Raw genomic sequence first — 17963 nt, 5'->3', positions numbered from 1 at the left:
ACTTTGCATGCCCAGATGATGTTCTTTGGCAGAATCCGGCACGCAAGTCCGGTTCCGTACACGTTCTCCCCTTCCAATGTCGGTGCCCGACCGCAGGTCACACGCTCCGCTCAGTTCGAGGAGAACCACCGTGTTCCGACACCCGCTGCGTCCCGTCGCGGCTGCTGCCGCCGCGCTCGCCGCCGTCGGCGGTCTCACCGCCATGACCGCCTCCCCCGCCGCCGCCTCACCCACGTCCCGCTCCCGGCACGTCCTGCTGCTGTCGGTCGACGGTCTGCACCAGTCCGACCTGGAGTGGTACGTGGCCCAGCACCCGCGTTCCGCGCTCGCCCGCCTGGCCGGCGGCGGTGTGGAGTACACCCACGCGAGGACCACCGTCCCCTCGGACTCCTTCCCCGGCATGGTCGGCCAGCTGACCGGAGGGGACCCGGGTGTCACGGGCGTGTACTACGACGACACCTACAGCAACGCCCTCCTCCCGGCCGGCACCACCAGCTGCGCAGGCGTCGAGCCGGGAGCCGAGGTCGACCTCACCGAGGACCTCGACAAGAACCAGAACTCCATCGACGCGGGCCAGGGCCTGTCCGGCCTGCCCGGCAGCATCCTGAACATGACCGGCGCCGCCGCCGACCTCATCGACCCGGCCAAGCTGCCCGTCGACCCGAAGACCTGCAAGCCGGTGTACCCGCACTCGTACCTCAAGGTGAACACGGTCTTCGACGTCGCCCGCGACGCCGGGCTGCGCACCGCGTGGTCGGACAAGCACGTCGCCTACGAGATCCTCGACGGGCCGTCCGGCAACGGCATCCAGGACCTGTTCGCCCCGGAGATCAACAGCCAGGCCCTCGGCTACCCCGCCGGCCAGGACTGGACGAAGGACAACGCGGCGACCGAGCAGTACGACGCGTACAAGGTGAAGGCCGTCCTCAACGAGATCGACGGCTACGACCACAGCGGTGCCCACAGAACCGGCGTCCCGGCGGTCTTCGGCATGAACTTCCAGTCCGTGTCCACCGCCCAGAAGCTGCCCGTCTCCGACGGCCTGACGGGCGGGTACACCTCGCCCGGCGTGCCCGGCCCGCTACTGGCGAAGAACCTCGGCTTCATCGACGAGGAGGTCGGGGCGTTCCTCGACGAGATCCACAAGCGGGGCCTCGACGGCAGCACGACCGTCATCCTGTCCGCCAAGCACGGCCAGTCGCCCACCGACCCCAAGGCGCTGACCCGCATCGACGACGGGCCGCTGCTCGACGGCCTCGACGCCGCCTGGAAGGCCGCCCACCCCGGCGCCGGCGACCTGGTCGCCCACGCCGTGGACGACGACGCCATGCTGCTGTGGCTCAGCGACCGTTCCCAGGCCGCCGCCGACTTCGCCAAGGCCTACCTGCTCGCCCGGTCCGGCACCGCCAACGGCATCGACGGCGCCGCCAAGCCGTTCACGGCGAGCGGCCTGCAGACCGTGTACGCGGGCGCGGCCGCCGCCCGGTACTTCCACGCCCGGCCGGGCGACTCACGCGTGCCTGACGTGTTCGGCATCAGCCAGTACGGCGTCGTCTACACCGGCGGCAAAGGCAAGATCGCAGAGCACGGCGGAGCACACGCCGACGACCTCGACGTGCCGCTCGTCGTCTCCGGCGCCACCACCCCGCACGGCGTGCGGGTCAGCGGGCCGGTCAGGACCACGCAGATCGCGCCGACGATCCTGCGGCTGCTCGGCCTGAACCCGCGCGACCTGGACGCGGTGCGCATCGAGCACACGCGCTCTCTTCCGGTGCGCTGACCGAGCCCGGAGAGCCGGATCAGGCGACCTCTTCCGGTGCGGCATCACCCGGTGTCGCCAGCCAGGGCATCCGGTGCACCAGGGTGTCGTGCAGCCGCGTCAGGGCCACGATCTTCTCCTGCAGTTCGGCCACCCGTTGTGCGCCGACGACGTAGCCGTCGGCGCACGACGGCGAGTACTCGAAGACTTCGGGCAGATCGGTGTCGAGGTAGCGCACGAAGGACTTGACGTTCTCGACGGTGAACCCGGAGGCGAGCAGGTCGCGGACGTTGCCGACCCGGGTGACCGCGTGCGGGCTGTAGACGCGGTAGCCCGACGGTGTCCGGGCGGACTCCAGCAGACCCTGCTCCTCGTAGTAGCGCAGGGCGCGGGTCGTGGTCCCTGTCCTCGCGGCCAGTTCACCGATCAACACGCAGCCACCTCCAGGATGATTGTCGGGCGTGACGGACACGTTGTGCTCAACTCCCCAGGCGGACCACGGTCTTCCCGGTGTACCTCCCGCGGACGAGATCGAACAGTGCCTGGGGGGCGTTCGCCAGTCCGTCGATCACCGTCTCGTCGTAGACGATGGATCCCTCGCGCAGCCAGTCTCGGAACTGATCGCCGAACTCCGCGGCCCGGTCCAGGTGGTCCCACAGGGTGAAGCCTCGGATGGTCAGGCGTTTGCCCAAGACGCTCAGCAGATCACCGGGGCCCTCGTCGGGGCGGGCCGTACTCTGGCGGTTGAGGGCTCCGCAGACCGCGATACGGCCGTGCACATTCATGACCTCGATGGCCGCGCGCAGTTGCTCGCCTCCCACATTGTCGAAGTAGACGTCGATGCCGTTCGGCGCCGCTTCGCGCAGCCGGTCGAGGACCGGTCCGTCGTGGTGGTCGAAGGCCGCGTCGAAGCCGAGATTCCCGGTCAGGTGGGCGACTTTGTCCGCCGAGCCGGCGCTGCCGATCACCCGGCCGGCTCCCTTGAGCCGCGCTATTTGACCTGCCATGCTCCCGGTGGCTCCGGCCGCGCTCGAGATGAAGACGGTGTCGCCGGGCCGCAGCCGGGCCGCGTCCATGAGGCCGACGTAGGCGACCAGCCCGAATCCCAGATGCATGGAAGGGCTGGGGTAGGCCGCCTTGTCCACGCGGCGGAACGCACCTGCCTCGGCCACGGCGTACTCCCGCCAGCCGAGCCGATGGACCACCAACTCCCCCTCGCTCAGCGACTGGTCGGCCGAGGCGACCACTTCTCCGAGCGCGTCCCCGTACATCACCTCCCCCACCTCGTAGCGAGGCATGGGCAGCGAGGACCCGCCCGCGATCAACATGAGCATGCCGGGATCGAGCGACATGAACAGGTTACGGACCAGCACCTGGCCCGGTGCGGGGTCCGGTACGCCCACCTCGGCGATCTCGAAATGGTCGAGTGTCGGGAGCCCGACGGGCCGTGCCGCGAGTCGGACCTCCAGGCTCGTGCCGGGGACGCCGGGAAAGGGGGCCCGCGTTGCGTTCTTCGCAAAGGTCTTCATACCGCTGACGCTAGGCCTTGACCCATGCGTGAAGGTCAACCCGTCCCGCCGCTGAATTCGCGGCGCCGACCGGCGCTCACGCTGACCGGCGGCGGACAGCCCGAAGTCCCGCCCCTCGCGCGCGGGACGGGACTTCAACCGTGGGGGGAAAGCTCAGCCGATCTTCGTACCCGTCGCCGACAGCGCCTCCGTCACCGGCTGGAAGAAGGTCTCCCCGCCGGAGGTGCAGTCGCCGCTGCCGCCCGAGGTGAGGCCGATGGCGTTGCTGCCCGAGAAGAGGGAGCCGCCGCTGTCACCGGGCTCGGCGCAGACGTCGGTCTGGATGAGGCCGTTGACGATGTCGCCGTTGCCGTAGTTCACGGTGGCGTCCAGACCGGTGACCTTGCCCGAGTGCACCTGGGTCGTGGAGCCGCTGCGGGTGACCGACTGGCCGACGGTGGCCGCGGCCGCGCCCGTGATCTGCTGCGCGGAGCCGTTGTAGAGGTTGACCTCGCTGGGGTGGTCCACGCCGGCGGCGTACTTGACGAGGCCGTAGTCGTTGTCCGGGAAGCTGGAGTCCTCGTTCGTGCCGATCTGCTTCCCTGAGGAGTCCGTCCAGGTGGAGATGGCTTCGGTGCAGTGACCGGCGGTCAGGAAGTAGGGCTCGCCACCCTTGGTCACGTTGAAGCCGAGCGAGCAGCGGCCGCCCGAGCCGTTGATGGCGTCGCCGCCGGCGACGAAGGGCTTGAACTCCCCCTTCGTCCGCTGGACCTCGGCGACCGGACCGAGACCGTCGACGACCTTGGTGAGCTTGGCCCACTCGGCGTCGGAGACCGTGCGGTCCGCGGTGACGACGACCTTGTTGGTCGTCGGGTCGGTCACCCAGGAGGTGCCGGGGATGGTCGCGTCGGCCTTGAGCGTCGTACGGGCGCTCTTCAGCTGGGCGAGGGAGTGCTCGACGACTCTGGCCCTTGCGCCGGCCGCCTCGACGGTCTTGGCGGCGGCCTCGTCGAGCACGTTCACCACGAGCGCCTTGGTCTTTGCGTCGTAGTACGTTCCCGCCGCGTCGGTACCGAGGTCCTCGCCGAGCGTGGAGGCGAGCTTTCCGGCCGCCGCGATCGACAGGGGCTGGGGTGCGGCTGCCTTCGCGGGCTCACTGGCGTTCGCAGTCTGGAAGGTGACTCCCGCGGCGACCAGTGCGGTGACACCCGCTCCTGCCACGGCTATTCGGCGCCCGGATATGCGTCGGTGCTTCAACTCGCGTCCTCCTGTGGGGGGTCGGCCCGGAGATTATGGGGACCTCGCGGGCCGGAAGGCTCATTGACGAGCGCCTACTCTTTCGAACCCCCCGGGGAGCACACAAGGGTGACTTCAGGACGCGCGTAGAACGGAAGTTGTGCGCCCCCTTCGGCTTGACTGTCCACGGTCACTCCAGGGGCCTTCACATCGCAAACACTACCTGGGGGTAACTCTTCACCGGTCGCCGAGAATCCGGGAGGACTAGTCCTGTCTTGAAATCGCCCCTCCGGAGTCCTGGGACAACAGAGCTCCGGTGGACGGACGTTGCTCCTGCACCGGTTGCTGCACCACAGGCCGCCCCTGGGCGCAGAAAAGAGGGAGCCCCCGCACGACGGTTGTCGTGCGGGGGCTCCCGTCCGCTGTCGGCTGCTGCGTGGGCCGTGCGGAATCCGGTGCGACCGGTGGTGCGGACCGGCCTAGAAGACGCTGACGCCGTAGGCGTTCAGGGCCTCCACCACGGGCTGGAAGAAGGTCGTGCCACCGGAGGTGCAGTTGCCGCTGCCGCCGGAGGTCAGGCCGTAGGCGACACCGTTGGTGCCGTACAGCGAACCGCCGGAGTCGCCGGGCTCGGCGCAGACCGTGGTCTGGATCATGCCGTAGACGATGTCACCGCCGCCGTAGTTGACGGTGGCGTTCAGGGCGGTGACCCGACCGCTGTGGATGCCGGTCGTCGAGCCGTCACGGGTGACCGTGGTGCCCACGCTGGGCGTGCCCGCGCTGGTGATGTCCGTGTTGCCGGCGGTGCCCGACTTCGTGACCGACGAGTTGGTGTAACGGACGAGGCCGTAGTCGTTCGTCGGGAAGCTGGAGCCCGCCGTGGTGCCGAGCGTGGTGCTGTGACCCGAGTTGGACCACCAGGTGCCCGCGCCGTCGGTGCAGTGACCGGCGGTCAGGAAGTAGTAGTTCCCGGAGCTGTCCCGGACGTTGAAGCCGAGCGAGCAGCGCCAGCTACTCGCATAGATGGCGTCGCCGCCCGCGATGTACTTCTGGAACTTGCCCGGAGCGCGCTTGATGGTGAGCGCGTCGGCGTTGACGCCGGCCTGCTCCTTGATCTTGGCGATCTCGGCCTTGGAGACCGTGCTGTCGGCGGTGACGACGACACGGTTGGTCTTGGCGTCGACCGCCCAGGCGGTACCGGGGACGTCCGCCTTGAGCACCGAGTCGCCGGCGCTCTTGAGCTGGGTGGTGCTGAAGGTGGCTGCTTCGTTCGCGCTCGCGTTGGGGATCGCGATCGCGGCGGCGGCCACGAGTCCGGTGGAGACGGCGATCAACCGGGTCCGTCTCGTGATGCCGCTGGTGGGGGTGGTGCGCTTGATCCTCACGTTTCGTTCCCTCCCAGGGGAAGTCGGGGGCCCGCGTGGGGTGGGGGCCCGTGAGGCGCAGTCGAGGGGCACATGTGCCGGATTCCGGACACGCCGTGCCCCTGACAAGCGCTGTGGGGAGTATTCGGCCGACGGGACGATCGACACAAGGGCGCCTTTCGGCCGTCACCCCTTGAACGAAGTGGGAGATTTGGCGACTTCGCGCCGGTATCAGGCCGGTTTCCGCTCCCCCGCCTCGATCGCGCTGTCGAGCCGGTTGCCGGGCGGCGGGAAGGGGCACAGGAAGTGGTCGGCGAAGGCGCACGGCGGCAGCACGGCCCGGTTGAGGTCGACGGTGGTACGGCCTTCGGGGTCGGGCGCCGCCACGTCCAGGAACCGGAACCGGTAACTGCCGTTCCCGCTGGTGGCGTCCGCGAAGACGGCCCACAGCGAGCCGTCGCCCCGGACGGTGACCTGAAGGGTGAGCTCCTGTCCTTCGAGGGTGAACGCCAGTTCCCCGCCGAGCGCGAGCCCGCGCTCACGTCCGTCCGCGTTCGCCACCCGCACCGTGCGGTGCTCGTCGTACGGGGTGCAGCGCCCGGGCACCGACCAGCGCGGATCGTACGGCGTGGCGTCGATGCCGCGGAACGCCTGGCGCGCCGCGGAGCCAGGGTCGTAGTCGCGGACGCCCCAACTCCCCTCGCGGACCAGGACGACCAGCCGTCGCTCGCCGAACGCGACCCGGGCCGACTCGACCCGGCCCTGGTCGGGGCCGACGCGGACGGTGCCGGAGACGGCCGTCCACCGTCAGACCGTCCGCCGCAGCGGCCGTGAGCGCCACGGCGTCCCCGTCCGCCACCCACGTCCCGGGGATGTCCGGAATTCGCCCCTCCGGATGATCCTCGAGCCTGGGGGTGCCCCCAGGCCGTTCAGGCACTGGGGGAGGGTGCCGGTGAGCGCGAGCGGCCCGTAGGGCCCCGCCACCGACTCGACGCGGTGCTCGTGCCACCGCTTCCACGCGTCGAACGCGTCCGTGGTCATGCGATCATCCCTTCCCCACGGGCTCGGACAGCCCGAGATGTGAGCGCAGCGTGGTCCCCTCGTACTCCGTGCGGAACGCGCCGCGCTCCTGGAGCAGCGGCACGACCCGGTCCACGAACTCGTCGAGGCCGCCGGGCGTGAGGTGCGGGACGAGGATGAAGCCGTCGGCGGCCTCGTGCCGTACGAACGAGTGGAGTTCGGCCGCGACCGCCTCCGGCGTGCCGATGAAGGACTGCCGTCCGCTCGCCTCGATCACCGTCTCCCGGATGGACAGCCCCTTCTCCTTCGACAGCGCCCGCCACTTCTCGGCGATCGCGACGGTGTCACCGCGCCGGGTCCGTCCCTGGGTGATCGACGAGTCGGCCACCGGGTCGATCTCGGGAAGCGGCCCGTCCGGGTCGTACGAGGACAGGTCGACGCCCCAGATCTGCTCCAGCGCGAGGATCGCGTTCTGCGGTGAGACCTGTTGCCGCCGGATCCCGGCCGCCCTCTCCTGCGCCTCGGCGGCGGTGTCAGCGAGGACGACGGTGACACCGGGCATGATCTTCAGGTCGTCGGGCGTACGGCCGTACTTCTCCAGGCGCTTCTTCACGTCGGCGTAGAAGGCGCGCCCCGCCGCCTGCGAGCCGTGCCTGGTGAAGATCACGTCTGCCGTGGCGGCGGCGAACTCCCGCCCCTCGTCGGAGTCGCCGGCCTGAATCACCACCGGGTGGCCCTGCGGGGAGCGCGGCACGGTGAACTCACCCGCGATGTCGAAGTGCCGTCCCCGGTGCGCGAACGGCCGGGGTACCCCGGCCGGGGTCCAGGAGTCCCACAACTCCCGTGCGGTGGCGACGAACTCGGCCGCCCGCGTGTACCGGTCGGCGCGGTCGAGGAAGCCGCCGCGCCGGAAGTTCTCCCCGGTGAAGGCGTCGGAGGAGGTCACGACGTTCCAGGCCGCCCGGCCCCCGCTGAGGTGGTCAAGGGTGGCGAACCTGCGTGCGATCTCGTACGGCTCGTTGAAGGTGGCGTTGACGGTGGCGGCGAGGCCGAGCCGCTCGGTGACGGCGGCGAGCGCGTTCAGCACGGTGATCGACTCGGGTCTCCCGACCACGTCCAGGTCGTGGATGCGGCCCTTGTGCTCGCGCAGCCGCAGCCCTTCGGCGAGGAAGAAGAAGTCGAACAGGCCGCGTTCGGCGGTCCGCGCGAGGTGCTCGAAGGAGGAGAACTCGATCTGCGACCTCGAGTCCGGGTCGGCCCAGACGGTGGTGTTGTTGACGCCGGGGGTGGGGGTCCCCCCGCTCGAGCGAAGTCGAGAGTGGGGGAGTGCGGCGAGATGGATCTGTTTGCGCGGTGCCGCCGTTGTCATGAGGCTCCCCCTGCCACGGCGTACCGGTTGACGGGCTTGGCCAGGCCCAGGTGCTCCCGGAGCGTGCTGCCCGGGTAGAAGGTGCGGAACAGGCCGCGGTGCTGGAGCAGCGCCACCGTGCCGTTGACCAGCCGCTCCAGGTCCCGGCGGGGGTCGACGGGTCTGAGGTGGAAGCCGTCGGCGGTGCCGTCCGTGTGCCAGGTGGCGATCAGTTCCGCGAGGTCGACGGGTCCGCCCCGGTACAGCGGTCCCTGCGCGCTCTGCCGGGGTCCGCCCCCTCCGTGGCCCGGCTCGGCCGCGTGTTCGCCGCCGCCGAGATCGACGAGGAGGCTCACCAGGACCCGCAGGGTGTCCGGGTCCCGGCCGAACCCGGCGGCCAGGCCGCGCAGTTGGTCCCGTACGGCTCGGGCCTGCGCGGAACTCGCCGCGCGGACGAGCGCGACGTCGGCGTACCGGGCCGCGGTCCGCCGGGTGTGTCCCTCGGTGGCGTCGACAACCCGCACCGGGTGGCCCTGCGGGGGCCTGGGCACGATCGAGGGGCCCTTGACCGAGAAGGCCGAGCCGGTGAAGTCGACGTGGTGCAGCTTGTCCCGGTCGATGAAGCGGCCGGTCGCCACATCCCGTATCTCGGCGTCGTCCTCCCAGCTGTCCCACAACCGCGCGGCCACGTCGGCGACTTCACCGGCCTCCTGCCACAGCGCGTCGGCGGGCGCCGCGTGCCGGCGGCCGAAGAGGCGGGCCTCGCCCTCGGTGACCGACACGTCGATCCGCCAGCCCGCCCGGCCCCGGCTGACCCAGTCGAGGGTCGCGACGGCCGCCTGGACGTGGAAGGGCTCGGTGTGCGTGGTGGTGACGGTGGGGACGAGACCGACACGGTGCGTGGCGGGCGCCACCCGGGACAGCACGGCGAGCGCGTCGGGCCCGGGGCGGGCGAAGGTGTCGTCCAGCGTCACGAAGTCGAGACCGCCGCGCTCGGCGAGCCGCGCCGCCTCGACGTGGGGGCCGGCGTCGAAGACGGTCGGCTGATCGACGGCGGCGGCCAGGTGCAGCAGGCCCCGGCCGTTCGGTGCGCTCATGTGGCGAAACCCTTTCTGAGGTGGACCGTTCAGAGGACCTTGGACGTTCAGAAGACCGGGACGTTCAGAAGACCTGCACGTTCAGAGGACCTTGGACAGGAACGCCCGCGTTCGCGCCTCGCGCGGAGCGTCCAGTACGTCGCCCGGCGCGCCCCGCTCGACGATCCGCCCGTCGTCCATGAACACGACCGTGTCGGCGACCTCACGCGCGAACCCGATCTCATGGGTGACGACGATCATCGTGGTGCCCTGCCGGGCCAGGTCCTTGATGACGTCGAGAACCTCACCGACCAGCTCGGGGTCGAGCGCGGAGGTCGGCTCGTCGAACAGCAGCAGCTTGGGTTCGAGAGCGAGCGCCCGCGCGATCGCGACCCGCTGCTGCTGTCCACCGGAGAGCTGGCGGGGACGTGCGTCCGCCTTGTCGGCGAGGCCCACCCGGTCCAGCAACCGGCGTGCGCTGTCCAGGGCCTCCTCGCGCGGCCGCTTCAGCGCGGACACCGGTGCCTCGACGACGTTGTCCAGCACGGTGAGGTGCGGGAACAGGTTGAAGTTCTGGAAGACGAAGCCGATCCGCGTGCGCTGCTTCAGCACCTCACGCTCCCGCAGCTCGTGCAGCTTGTCCCCGGAGCGCCGGTAGCCGACCAGGGCACCGTCCACGCTGATCGCGCCCCGGTCCACCTTCTCCAGGTGGTTGATGGTGCGCAGCAGCGTGGACTTGCCGGAGCCGGAGGGCCCGAGGATGACGGTGACCTCGCCGGCGCGGACCTCGAGGTCGATGCCCTTGAGCACCTCCAGCGGCCCGAAGCTCTTGTGGACGGACCTGATGTCGACCATGACGCTCATCGCGTGAAATCCCTTGGTGAAGTGGCGTAGGGGGGACCCGAGTCGGCTTACGCGGCGAGGCGACAGGCCAGGTCCCGCAGGAACACCAGTGCGGCGCGCGCGGTGGCGTCGTTCTGCCGGAACGCGGGGCCTCCGGTGCGCGGCCGGGTGAAGGCGCCGGGGGTACGGCCGTCCGTGTAGGGGCCGAGCGCGAAACGCCGGGGGTGCGGGCGCCCGGCCCGGTCGAGGATCCGCCCGTCCGCGGGGTCCACGCGCAGCAGGCCTTCCGGGGTCTCGGCGGCTCCGTCGGCGCGCAGTCGGCGCAGCAGCGGGTCGCGGACGCGTCCGATCGTGGGCTCGGGCAGCCGCGCCTCGACCAGCGCCCGGGCCTCGACGAAGGAGCCGGGCACGGTGGCGCTCGACGCCCGGAAGACCCCGTCCCGCGCGGTGACGGTCATGTCGGCGCCGACGAACTTCAGCAGGCCCGCCCGGGACAGCGCGAGCATCTGCCGCAGCCGGGGGCCGGGCGGTCCGGAGGCGAGGTAGCTGAAGAAGCCGTGCCACCAGGGGCCCACGTCACCGAGCCGGACCAACTGCCCGTAGACGGACAGCAGTCCGAAGAACACCGACTGGTCGGCGCTGTGCGCGGGGTCGTGCCGACGGCTCAGGTCGTCCTCGATGTAGCCGCGCAGCCCCTCCTGGAACTCCTCGTGCGTCGCGTACCGCACCCCGTCCAGCGGACGGTCGAGCGCGGCGAGGTCCAGTCGGTCCGCGGTGTCGGGCACGGCGGCGGCCACGAGTACCTGCCGTTCGGCGGGGTCCACCGTCGCGTACTTCTCCTCGAAGTCGACCCGGTCCATGGCGGTCCGCTCGGGGTGCGCCGTGAACAGCCGGTGGTAGTGCGCGAACCCCAGTTCCTTCTCCACCAGCGGCCACACGTCCCGCCGGAAGTCGAAGCCCTCCGGCCGGGCGAGCAGCCCGTCGACCTCGGTGGGCCCGAAGAACCGCGGCAGCGGGGGCCGTTCGCCGCCGAGGTCGTAGCCGATCTTCGAGTGGTACGGCACTCCGCGCCGCGACCCGACATGAAGGACCGGCTCACGCCCCGAGGGAACGTAGGTGTCGCCGTCGTAGCGTCCGCCCCGCCCCTCGAAGAGCAGGACCATCAGGTCGACGAAGGCGAGCCCGAGGCCGCGGACCAGGACGGGTTCGCCGGCCTCGATCGCGGACAGGTCGCTGTCCGCGGTGAAGTCCGGCGGGAGGTGGACCAGGTCGTGGGTGCGCGCATACGCAGCCAACTCGCGTTGTTCGTCGTCGAGTTCGGCGTCGAGGTGACCGATCGCGAGGACGACGAGGTCGGCCACGAGCGGACGCGGACGCCCCTCCAGCCACACCTGCTGCCGGCCCTCGCGGGGCCCGCTGACACGCAGGGCGCGCCGGGGGTGGTGGTGGACGGTGACCCCCTCGGGCAGCGCCGCCACGGCCTGCTCGTGAACCCAGCGCAGATACGCGCCCTGCGTCTGCCGGTCGGCGAAGACACGTCCGTCGATGCCGGCCCACTCGTGCAGCGAGGGGCCCTCCCGCACGGGCCCGGCCATGTCCACCGTCTCGTCGGTGAACATGGTGGTGTCCTCGGCGTGCGAGTTCATCCACAGCAGCGGCGACTGGGCCGCGCGCCAGATCCGTCCGGCGCCCGGCGGATAGGGGTCGACGAGATGGATGTCGAGGCCGGCACCGTCGTACAACTCAGGGGAGTTGGCGGCGATCCGCTCGATCAGGCCGGTCCCCCGCGGACCGGCCCCGACGATCACGAGCGAGCGCCTCATCGGGTGCGCTCCGAACCGCGGGCGTAGTGCCGCTCGACGTAGTACTGGCCGACGCCGAGCACCGAGGTGACGACGGTGTACCAGATCGTGGCGACCATCAGCAGCGGGATGACCTGGTAGGTGCGGTGGTAGATCAGCTGCACGGAGAAGAGCAGGTCGCTGACGGCGATGACGCTGACGATGGAGGTGCCCTTGAGGGTGCCGATCAGCATGTTGCCGGCGGGCGGCACGATCGAGCGCATGGCCTGCGGCAGCACGATCCGCCACCAGCGGCGCCACCGGCTCAGACCGAGCGCCTGCGCGGCCTCGATCTGGCCGCGGTCCACGGAGAGGATGCCGCCGCGGACGACCTCGGCGGCGTAGGCGGCCTCGTGCAGCGTCAGGCCGATGATCGCGACGGTCACCGGGCCGAGCAGGTCGACCGTCTTCACGCCGAGGATCCGCGGGTACAGCGCCCCGATGTTGAACCACAGCAGCAGCTGGACCAGGATCGGGATCGAGCGGAACAGCCACACGTATCCCCAACTCACCCCGCGCAGGACGGGGTTGCCGGACAGCCGGGCCGCCGCGAGCAGTGCGCCCAGGGCGAAGCCGAGAACCATGACGACGGTGGTCAGCCAGAGGGTGAGCCACAGTCCGCGCAGCACCGAGTCGGTGGTGAAGTAGTCGGCGACGACATCCCACTGGAACGCCTGGTTGCGCAGGACGGAGTTGACGGCGAGCCCGAGCAGGACGAGGACGGCGACGGCGGCCGTCCACTGGCCGTAACGGCGCTGGGGGACGATCCGCAGGGTGTCCGCGGGCTCCGGCAGGACGGGAGCGGCGGCTTTGGCGAGGGTGTCGGAGGACATGCGAAGGCTCCGTGACGTCGAGTCGGTCGAACACGGTGACGCCTTCACACGGTCGCGCTCGGGGGCGCGGTGCGGCCGAGCCCCTCAGCAGGGCCGCTCGTCGACTGTACGGCGGCGTTTCCCCTCGCTGTCAAGGCCGTCCATAGTGTGAGCCGTACGTCTCAAGGCAGTTGACGCGGAACCGGGGACCTGTTCCACTTGGCCCATGCATCCACAGCAGTGGCTGGTCACGCGCTCCCACATCGACTTCGGTCGTGTGTGGTCCTCTTCCTGTTGAGCCTGTCGGACTGACCCCCTGCATGCCCCGCCCTTCCCGGCGGGCGCCTCGCGTTCTCCGCTTCGCCTTCACACGCGCACCCCTCCCCTCATGCAGCGCTCTCTCGCCCTCCGCTCTTCAGGAGTCCCTCCACCATGCCTCGCGCGCCCCAGCATGCCCTTTTCGCGCCCTTTATTCTGATTACTTCTGCCACTCTGCTCCTCACCGCCTGCGGATCCGGCTCGGACGACGCGGCCGGCGGCGGCACCGCGCAGGCCGCGGCCGCGGCGGACGGAATCCCCACCACGGACGTCGTCTCCGGCATCCAGAAGGACGAGGCGGCCGCCGAACTGCTGCCCGCCGGCACCACGAAGCTCACGGTCGCGGTCAGCGTCGGCGGCACCCCGCCCGGCACCGGCTACCTCGACGACGGCAAGACCCTCGCGGGCCAGGACGTCGACTTCACCAAGGCGGTCGCCAAGGTGCTCGGCATCAGGCTCAAGACGGAGCAGGCCGGTTTCGAGGCGATCCTGCCGGCGCTGGACAGCGGCAAGTACGACTTCGGCGTCGGCAACTTCGGGGTCACGGACGAGCGTCGCAAGACCATCGACTTCGTCACCTACATCAACGACGGCCAGGGCTTCGCCGCCCGCAAGGACAGCGAGCCGACCAAGGTCACCGACCTGACCCAGCTGTGCGGCCTGAACGTCGCGACCGGTGCGGGCACCACCTTCGAGGCCACGCTGGAGGACAACAAGCACGTCTGCACGGACGCCGGCAAGAAGGCGTACCAGGTGCAGACGTACAACGAGCAGGGCGCCATGTGGTCCTCGATCCAGCAGGGCCGCAGCGATGTCGTGATGTCCACCATCAACGGCCTGCGCTACGCCGTCGCCCACCAGCCCGGCCTGAAGTTCCTCAACGAGTACCACCGCCTGGACGTCGGCTTCGCCTTCAAGAAGGGCACGAAGCTGGCCCCCGCCTTCCAGGCGGCGGTGAACAAGCTGATCGCGGACGGGACGTACGACAAGATCCTCAAGAAGTGGGGCACGACGGGTTCGGCGATCGACAAGTCGCAGATCTCGCCGCCGGAGCTGAAGAACTGAAGAACTGAGACCGGAAGTGCCTCGGGGGCCGGTCCTGACGTCCGGTCAGCAGCCGTCGCAGGGGCAGCAGCAGTCGCAGCCGTCACAGTCGCAGTCGCGGCAGCAGCCCTCCCGCTTCTTCCGCGACCACGGCCCCTCGTACTGCTCGGCGCAGCACAGTTTGCAGGTGCAGCACAGCAACCAGAACATCCCGCAGCCCGCCCAGAACCCACGGCGCCCCTTCGGCGGCTCGGGCGCGGGCCCGCCGCCGAAACCACCGAACCCGCCGCCGTCGCGGGAGCCTCCGCCGCTGCCGTACGGGTTTCCGCCGCCGTAGGGGTTACCGCCGCCGTACGGCTGCTGCGGCGGACCGTAGGGACCCTGCTGCGGCGGCTGTCCGTAGGGGCCGGGCTGGTGCAAGGCGCACATCGGGACGGTGCCGAAGGCCCGGTCCACCGAGCGGCGCAGTTCGTGGACGAGCAGCAGGTGCGCGAGCTTCGCGTCCGCGAAGTCGACCTCGCGCAGCGCGAGCCGGATCCCGTGCAGGGCGTCGTCGGCGAGCCGCCGGGCCTCGGCGCGCGAGGTGCCGGTCGCGGTGAGCGGGTTCCACGCGCCCGACTCGGCGTCGGCCGCTTGGTCCTCCACGGCGTCCAGGAGATGCGCGAGCCGGCCGAAGAGGCGCCCGGCGTCGGCGAGCGGCTCGGCGTTGTGCGGGCGTCCCGCGAGGACGGCGGTGTGCGCGAAGGCCGCGGCGGTCGCGGTCTCGGTCGGTTCGGTGACGGTCAGGATCGGCGTCCCGAGCCCGGCGAGCGTCTCGATGCCGACCTGCCGGTCGACGGCGTCGACGAGCAGGTCGGTGTCGAACCCGACGGCCGATCCGCTCCGGGCGCCCGCGCGCCCCCAGCTCCGCGCGACCCTGCGGGCGGCGACCGCGACCGGCCGGCGTGCCAGCAGTCCGTCACCGTCGGCGACATGGTCGCGCACCTTGGCGGAGGCGAGCACCAGGGAGACGGCGGCCGCGAGCCGCGCCCCCTCACCGTGGGCGACGGACGCGGTACGCATCCCGCGCAACGCGCACGGTCCGGCCGTACGCCGCCACCCCACGTCACCGTGGGTCCGGTCGGCCTGAGCCTCCGTCAAAACCGAGATCAAAAGGCCGTCGTAGTTGGTCACGACCCGGGCGAGCTGCCCGTGGTCGGAGCGAAGAGCGAGACACAGGCCGCACAAATGCGCCATCCACTGGGCCTTGAGCCCGTCCCCCAGGCGATGAGTGCAGGGCCTGACCATTCCGAACACGACGATCCCCCGTGGCTCGTACGACGTTTGGATCCGCATCGTAACGGCCAGTTGTCATGTCGCGGTGGCCGCCCCGCTCACCCGTACGCCTCACCCATCACCCATACGCCAGGAGAAATCATATTTCACTCACAGTCAGCAGCTGTGTACGGCGGGAGCCTTGGGGCACACGGACTCTCGACGGATCGGCTGTGCACCAGTACCGTCACAAACCCCCCGCGCGGCGTCTATCCACTTGGCGCGCCGTCCGCATCATGGATGACCATAGGGATGCGGAAGCAAGAAAGACCGCTGTGAGAGGAGGCGTCCATGGGATCGGTGCGCAAGGCGAGTGCCTGGCTTGGCCTCGTCGACGACAACGATGACGAGCGTTACTACGACGACGACTACTCCGAGGGGACCGACTCCGGGGACGCCTGGGTCACCGACCCCCGGGTGAAGGTCGCCACGGACACGGCCGAGGAAAAGGGCCGTCGGATCGGCACGGTCACCCCGGACAGCTTCCGGGATGCTCGGGCCATCGGCGAGATGTTCCGCGAGGGCGTTCCCGTCATCATGAACCTCACGGCCATGGATGCCGGCGACGCCAAGCGTGTCGTCGACTTCGCGGCCGGGCTGATCTTCGGCCTGCGCGGCTCGATCGAGCGCGTGTCCACCCGAGTGTTCCTGCTGACCCCCGCCGACACGGAGATCGTCAACGGGGAGGCGGCTCCCCACCGGACGGACGGCTTCTTCAACCAGAGCTGAGGCAGGGCCGCTCACCGGCCCTGCCCCCCTCCGGGGTCGGCAGCAGGCGCCAGTGGAGGCGTCGAGCTCGGTGAGCGTCCTGCCCCAGCACGAGCTGGTGCGTCTCGACGGTGAAGACGTCGGAGTCGGCCGCTCTCACACCGAGACGCGGGACTCCGCGACCTCCCGGGGCGCAGGCACCTCCACAGCGGCGGGGGACTCGCAGTGCATGACCCGCGGCAACCGCAGCGCCATCACCGCTCCCAGCAGCAACAGCCCCGCACTCACGAGCAGCGTCACATGCAGCCCGTGCACGAAGCACTCCCGCGCGGTCTGACGCAGGGCGACCCCGGCGGAGCCCCCCAACTGCCCGGCCACCTCATAGGCCTCCCCCAGCGAATGCCCGGCCGCCCGCGACGCCGACTCCGGGACCCCGGGAACGGAGGACAAGCCGGGCGCGTACGCCGCGTTCATCACCGTGCCGAGCAGCGCGATCCCGATCCCGGCACCGAGCTGGTACGACGTCTCCCCGATCGCCGCGGCCCCACCGGCCTGCTCCGGCGGTGCCTCGCTCAGCATCGACTCGTACGCCCCGAACAGCGTCGTCTCGAGCCCGAACCCCAGCAGCACGAACCCGGACAGCATCAGCCCGGCGTTGTCCGACGCGCCCATCGCGGTCAGCAGCAGCACCGCGACCGCCGTGAGGCAGAACCCGAAGCACACCATCCGGCGCGGCCCGAACCGCCGTAGCATCCGCGCACCGGCCAGCCCGGCCGCCATCGCCGCGATGGTCAGCGGCAGCAACCGCAACCCGGTCTCCAGCGGCGACAGCCCCAGCACCAGCTGCAGGTACTGCGCCGCGATCAGCTCGAGACCCACCAGCGCCAGCATCGCCAGCACGATGCAGCCCACCGACGTACTGAACGCCGGCCGCGCGAACATCCGCAGGTCCACCAGCGGATGCGCCCGGCGTCGCTGACGTCGTACGAAGAGAACGATCAGGGTCGCGCCCACCACCAGCGGCAGCACGGTGAAGACACTGCCCGCGGGCTCCCCGCCGCCGAGCCGCTTCACGCCCAGCACCACACCGAACAGCCCGAGCGCCGCCATCAGCGCGCCGACGACGTCCCACGGCCCCCGCCCGTCACCCGTCGACTCGGGCAGCAGCAGCCGGCCCACCGGCAGGCTGACCAGCATCAGCGGGATGTTGACGAGGAAGACCGACCCCCACCAGAAGTGTTCGAGCAGGAAGCCGCCCAGCAGCGGCCCGACGGCCGCGCCGACCGCGGCCACCGCGCTCCAGAGACCGATCGCGAGCGCCCGCTCGCGCCGGTCGGGGAAGACCTGCCGCAGGATCGACAGCGTCGCGGGCATGATCATCGCGCCGCCCACACCGAGCAGCCCCCGGGCCAGGATCAGGGTCCGGGCGTCCGGTGCGAAGGCGGCGAGCGCGGAGGCGACGCCGAACAGGGCGTAGCCGAGGAGCAGGATCCGTCTGCGGCCGACCTTGTCGCCGAGCGTGCCGAACAGGATCAGCAGCGAGGCGCAGACGAGGGGATAGGTGTCGACGATCCAGAGCAGCTCTATGCCGCCGGGCCTGAGGTCCTCGGTGACGGCGGGCACCGCCACGTGCAGCACGGTCGCGTCGACGGCGACCAGTAGCAGGCTGACGCAGAGGACGACGAGTACGACCCAGCGGTTGGCACCGGCCCCGGCCGCCCGGCGGCGCAGCGCGGCGGCAGCCGTGGTCGTCCCGGACATGTACGTACCTC

The 17963-nt window shown here is 70.7% G+C and carries 14 protein-coding genes and 1 pseudogene; 3 read left to right on the top strand and 12 right to left on the bottom strand.

Going from position 1 to position 17963, the window contains the following annotated elements:
• Nucleotides 1–130 precede the first annotated feature (130 nt).
• Nucleotides 131–1780 carry an alkaline phosphatase family protein gene (locus ACGFNV_RS25170; RefSeq protein WP_393625252.1) on the top strand — a complete coding sequence of 550 codons (1650 nt, stop codon included), beginning with the start codon at nt 131–133 and terminating at the stop codon, nt 1778–1780.
• Between the two features lie 19 nt (nt 1781–1799).
• Here the strand turns inward: ACGFNV_RS25170 and ACGFNV_RS25165 are convergent, their stop codons facing one another.
• From ACGFNV_RS25165 to ACGFNV_RS25120, 10 genes and pseudogenes are all read right to left on the bottom strand, one after another.
• On the bottom strand, nt 1800–2192 hold the full coding sequence (locus ACGFNV_RS25165; RefSeq protein ID WP_393625251.1) for a MerR family transcriptional regulator: 393 nt from the start codon (nt 2190–2192) through the stop codon (nt 1800–1802).
• Nucleotides 2193–2238: 46 nt separating this feature from the next.
• A complete protein-coding gene (locus tag ACGFNV_RS25160) occupies nt 2239–3288 on the bottom strand; it encodes an NADP-dependent oxidoreductase (RefSeq protein WP_393625250.1) in 1050 nt (349 codons plus the stop codon).
• A gap of 153 nt (nt 3289–3441) precedes the next feature.
• The gene (locus tag ACGFNV_RS25155) at nt 3442–4524 is read right to left on the bottom strand and encodes a S1 family peptidase (protein WP_393625249.1); all 1083 of its coding nucleotides are present in this window, start codon (nt 4522–4524) and stop codon (nt 3442–3444) included.
• Between the two features lie 458 nt (nt 4525–4982).
• The gene (locus ACGFNV_RS25150) at nt 4983–5888 is read right to left on the bottom strand and encodes a S1 family peptidase (RefSeq protein ID WP_393625248.1); all 906 of its coding nucleotides are present in this window, start codon (nt 5886–5888) and stop codon (nt 4983–4985) included.
• A 210-nt stretch (nt 5889–6098) separates the two neighbouring features.
• A pseudogene (locus ACGFNV_RS25145) lies at nt 6099–6908 on the bottom strand (DUF1684 domain-containing protein).
• A 4-nt stretch (nt 6909–6912) separates the two neighbouring features.
• A complete protein-coding gene (locus ACGFNV_RS25140; RefSeq protein WP_393625247.1) occupies nt 6913–8256 on the bottom strand; it encodes an NtaA/DmoA family FMN-dependent monooxygenase in 1344 nt (447 codons plus the stop codon).
• Entirely contained in the window at nt 8253–9332 is a 1080-nt protein-coding gene (locus tag ACGFNV_RS25135; RefSeq protein ID WP_393625246.1) for an LLM class flavin-dependent oxidoreductase, read from the bottom strand. Before ACGFNV_RS25135 ends, ACGFNV_RS25140 begins: the two co-directional genes overlap by 4 nt.
• Before the next feature lie 81 nt (nt 9333–9413).
• A complete protein-coding gene (locus tag ACGFNV_RS25130) occupies nt 9414–10175 on the bottom strand; it encodes an amino acid ABC transporter ATP-binding protein (protein WP_393625245.1) in 762 nt (253 codons plus the stop codon).
• A 47-nt stretch (nt 10176–10222) separates the two neighbouring features.
• Entirely contained in the window at nt 10223–11977 is a 1755-nt protein-coding gene (locus ACGFNV_RS25125; protein WP_393625244.1) for an FAD/NAD(P)-binding protein, read from the bottom strand.
• Nucleotides 11974–12828, bottom strand: coding sequence for an amino acid ABC transporter permease (locus ACGFNV_RS25120; RefSeq protein WP_393625243.1), 855 nt, complete (start codon nt 12826–12828; stop codon nt 11974–11976). The genes ACGFNV_RS25125 and ACGFNV_RS25120 overlap by 4 nt, the downstream gene beginning before the upstream one ends.
• Before the next feature lie 411 nt (nt 12829–13239).
• Between ACGFNV_RS25120 and ACGFNV_RS25115 the strand changes: the two genes are divergently transcribed.
• The gene (locus ACGFNV_RS25115) at nt 13240–14190 is read left to right on the top strand and encodes an ABC transporter substrate-binding protein (RefSeq protein WP_393625242.1); all 951 of its coding nucleotides are present in this window, start codon (nt 13240–13242) and stop codon (nt 14188–14190) included.
• A 45-nt stretch (nt 14191–14235) separates the two neighbouring features.
• Here ACGFNV_RS25115 and ACGFNV_RS25110 read toward each other — a convergent pair whose 3' ends face one another.
• Nucleotides 14236–15465: a DUF5685 family protein gene (locus ACGFNV_RS25110; protein ID WP_393625241.1), complete on the bottom strand. Its 1230-nt coding sequence runs from the start codon at nt 15463–15465 to the stop codon at nt 14236–14238.
• 309 nt (nt 15466–15774) lie between these two features.
• Here ACGFNV_RS25110 and ACGFNV_RS25105 point away from each other — a divergent pair, with 309 nt between their 5' ends.
• Complete coding sequence (locus ACGFNV_RS25105; RefSeq protein WP_393625240.1) at nt 15775–16212, top strand: cell division protein SepF; 438 nt, start codon at nt 15775–15777, stop codon at nt 16210–16212.
• Between the two features lie 135 nt (nt 16213–16347).
• Here ACGFNV_RS25105 and ACGFNV_RS25100 read toward each other — a convergent pair whose 3' ends face one another.
• Entirely contained in the window at nt 16348–17952 is a 1605-nt protein-coding gene (locus ACGFNV_RS25100; RefSeq protein ID WP_393625239.1) for an MFS transporter, read from the bottom strand.
• Nucleotides 17953–17963: the final 11 nt, after the last annotated feature.

Origin of the sequence: Streptomyces sp. NPDC048751, from assembly GCF_043198595.1 — a bacterium.
GTDB lineage: Bacteria > Actinomycetota > Actinomycetes > Streptomycetales > Streptomycetaceae > Streptomyces.
The sequence above is the reverse complement of the archived record's forward strand: the minus strand, read 5'-3'. Positions and strand labels throughout refer to the sequence as shown.